Annotated in this window: 3 protein-coding genes; all 3 read left to right on the top strand. The window is 73.9% G+C overall.

What is annotated here, in order from left to right; all coding sequences use genetic code 11:
• Positions 1-277 precede the first annotated feature (277 nt).
• Positions 278-1,228 (top strand): 5-dehydro-4-deoxyglucarate dehydratase, encoded by a 951-nt coding sequence (locus GT030_RS26570; protein ID WP_161203280.1) that lies wholly within the window; start codon positions 278-280, stop codon positions 1,226-1,228.
• Positions 1,225-2,505: an enolase C-terminal domain-like protein gene (locus GT030_RS26565; protein WP_161203279.1), complete on the top strand. Its 1,281-nt coding sequence runs from the start codon at positions 1,225-1,227 to the stop codon at positions 2,503-2,505. The genes GT030_RS26570 and GT030_RS26565 overlap by 4 nt, the downstream gene beginning before the upstream one ends.
• Positions 2,506-2,613: 108 nt before the next feature.
• Positions 2,614-3,073: PfkB family carbohydrate kinase (locus tag GT030_RS26560; protein ID WP_237522840.1), on the top strand; the 460-nt coding region annotated here is incomplete at its 3' end.

Genomic DNA, 3,073 nt, shown 5'->3' with positions numbered 1-3,073 from the left:
GCGGACAGTGCGTTGGTGGTCCAAGGAAAGACGCCCCGCTTCCTGCGGGGAAATGCAGGTGCAAGGCCTGCCCGGCGCTCCGAACAGAGCCCCATCCCGCTTCCGAGCGGGGTGGGGCTCTTTGCTGCGCGCCCCCGCTCCGCGCCCGCCTGCTTCCGCGCACTCCCCGCTGCTCCCTCCGTCCGTGCGCAACCCGCCCCGCCCGTCGCCCCATTGACGGCCTCGGTACGTGTACCTAGCCTCTGTTCTCATACGTGGACGGTATTCACAAGAGGAGATGGTGCGGGTGAGCGGCGCTCCGCAGGACGTGGCCCGGCGGCTGCGGGAGGGGATGGCGGCGGGCGTGCTCTCCTTCCCGCTCACCGCCTTCCACGAGGACGGCACCCTCGACCGCGAGGGCTGCCGCGCCCATGTGGCCGACCGCCTCGCCGCCGCCCCCGGCGCCCTCTTCCCCGCCTGCGGCACCGGGGAGTTCTTCTCCCTGGACGAGGACGAGTACCGCCAGGTCGTCACCGTCGCCGTCGAAGAGGCGGCGGGGCGGGTCCCCGTCGTCGCCGGTACCGGCTACGGCTGGGCGCAGGCCGCGCGCTTCGCCCGGATCGCGGAGGAGGCCGGGGCGGACGCCCTGCTGGTGCTGCCGCACTATCTCGTCGCCGCCCCGCAGGAGGGGCTCGTCGCCCAGCTCGCCCACCTCGCCGCCCGCACCCGGCTCCCGCTCATCGCGTACCAGCGGGACCAAGTGGCCTACACGGTCGACTCGTTGCGGCACATCGCCGGCATCCCGAACGTCATCGGGCTCAAGGACGGGCACGGCGACCTCGACCGCCTCCAGCGGCTCACCCTGGCCGCGCCCGGGGAGTTCCTGTTCTTCAACGGTGCCGCCACCGCCGAGGTCCAGGCCCGTGCCTACACCGCGGTCGGCGTGCCCGCGTACTCCTCCGCCGTGCACGCCTTCGCCCCCGAGATCGCCGGCGCCTTCCGCACCGCGCTGCGCGCCGGGGACGACGACACGGCCGACCGGCTGCTGCGCGGCTTCTACGTCCCCTTCGTCGAACTCCGCGACCGGGTGCCCGGATACGCCGTCTCCCTGGTCAAGGCCGCGGCCCGGCTCAGGGGCGCGCGCGTGGGGCCCGTACGGGCGCCCCTGACCGGCCCCTCGCCCGCCGACCTCGCCGCCCTCAAGGACCTCCTCGCCGCCGGGCTCGGCCTCGTGGGGGCCGCCCTGTGATCCCGGAGCTGACCGTCACCGAGGTGCGGCTGACCCCGGTCCTGGTGGCCGACCCGCCGCTGCTCAACACCCAGGGCGTGCACCAGCCGTACACCCCCCGGCTGATCGTGGAGGTGGTCACGGCGGGCGGGGCGACCGGGCTCGGGGAGACCTACGGCGACACCAAGTACCTGGAGCTGGCCCGCCCGCTGGCCGACAGGCTCGTCGGACGCTCGGTCACGGATGTGAACGTGCTGTTCTCGCTCGACCTCGCGGTGGACGAGAGCCGGGTACGGGGTGCGGTCGACGCGGGCGGTCTGCGCGGGGTGCAGAGCGCCGACAAGCTCCGGCTGTCCGTGCTGTCCGCCTTCGAGGTCGCCTGCCTGGACGCGCAGGGGCGGGCGCTCGGGCTGCCCGTGCACGCGCTGCTGGGCGGGAAGCTGCGGGACTCCGTCGAGTACAGCGCCTACCTCTTCTACAAGTGGGCCGCGCATCCCGGGTCGGACGCGGACGAGTGGGGTGCCGCGCTCGACCCCGACGGAGTGGTCGCGCAGGCCCGTGCGCTGTCCGAGCGGCACGGGTTCTCCTCTTTCAAGCTCAAGGGCGGGGTCTTCGCGCCGGAGGAGGAGGCCGCGGCCGTACGTGCCCTCGCCGAGGCGTTCCCCGGGCGGCCGCTGCGGCTCGATCCCAACGGGGCGTGGTCGGTGCCGACCGCGCTGAAGGTGGCGGACGAACTCGGCGGCCTGCTGGAGTACTTGGAGGACCCGGTGCTGGGCACCGACGCCATGGCCGAGGTGGCCGCGCGGACCGGGGTGCCGCTGGCCACCAACATGTGCGTGACCACGTTCGGGGAGATCAAGGAGGCGTTCGGCCGGGACGCCGTGCAGGTGGTGCTCTCCGACCACCACTACTGGGGCGGGCTGCGCAACACCGGGCACCTCGCGGCGATCTGCGCGGCCTTCGGGGTCGGGGTGTCCATGCACTCCAACACCCACCTCGGGATCAGCCTCGCCGCGATGACCCAGGTGGCGGCCACCGTGCCGAACCTGCACCACGCCTGCGACTCCCACTACCCGTGGCAGGCCGAGGACGTGCTCACCGAGCGCGTGCCGTTGACCGGCGGCCACGTCACCGTCTCCGACCGCCCCGGCCTCGGCGTCGACCTCGACCGCGACGCCCTCGACCGCCTCCACCACCGCTGGACGACGGCCGACGGCCCCCTGCGCGACCGCGACGACAGCGCGGCGATGCGGGTCGCGGTCGCGGACTGGCGGACGCCGGTGATGCCCCGCTGGTGACCCCGCGAGCCCCCGTAACCGTCGGATTCCGGCCGCCACCCCCTCGGTCGGCGGCCGGTCAGTGGTGCACACTGGCCAGATCCGTACCACGTCAGGGAGCCCGCACTGATGCCGTCCCACGCGATCGCCGGAGAGGAAACCGGAGGCGACCCGGAGCACCTCACCCAGACAGCGCGCCACCAGACCCAGGTCGACCCGCTGGCCGCGCTGCGCGCCCCCGGCGATCCGCCCTGGGACGTCTATCTCACCGGCACCGTCTTCCTCGACATCGTTTTCACCGGCCTGGACACCGCCCCCGTGCGCGGTACCGAGTCCTGGGCGCGCGGGATGGGCTCCAGCCCCGGCGGGGTCGCCAACATGGCCGCCGCGCTGGCCCGCCTCGGCCTACGGACCTCGCTGGCGGCGGCCTTCGGGGACGACCACTACGGGGAGTACTGCTGGGACGCGCTCGCGCGGGGCGAGGGCATCGACCTCACCCCCTCCCGCACGGTGCCCGGCTGGCACTCGCCGGTGACCGTCTCCATGGCGTACGAGGGGGAGCGCACGATGATCTCCCACGGCCACGAGC

It is taken from the genome of Streptomyces sp. SID1328 (assembly GCF_009865595.1).
GTDB lineage: Bacteria > Actinomycetota > Actinomycetes > Streptomycetales > Streptomycetaceae > Streptomyces > Streptomyces griseoluteus.
Note: the sequence above shows the minus strand (reverse complement) of the source record. Positions and strands in the feature narration are given on the sequence as shown.

What these genes read in the sequence shown, in the direction of transcription:
- GT030_RS26570 (WP_161203280.1), top strand. Translation starts at nt 278, where the DNA reads ATGGTGCGGGTGAGCGGCGCTCCGCAGGACGTGGCCCGGCGGCTGCGG.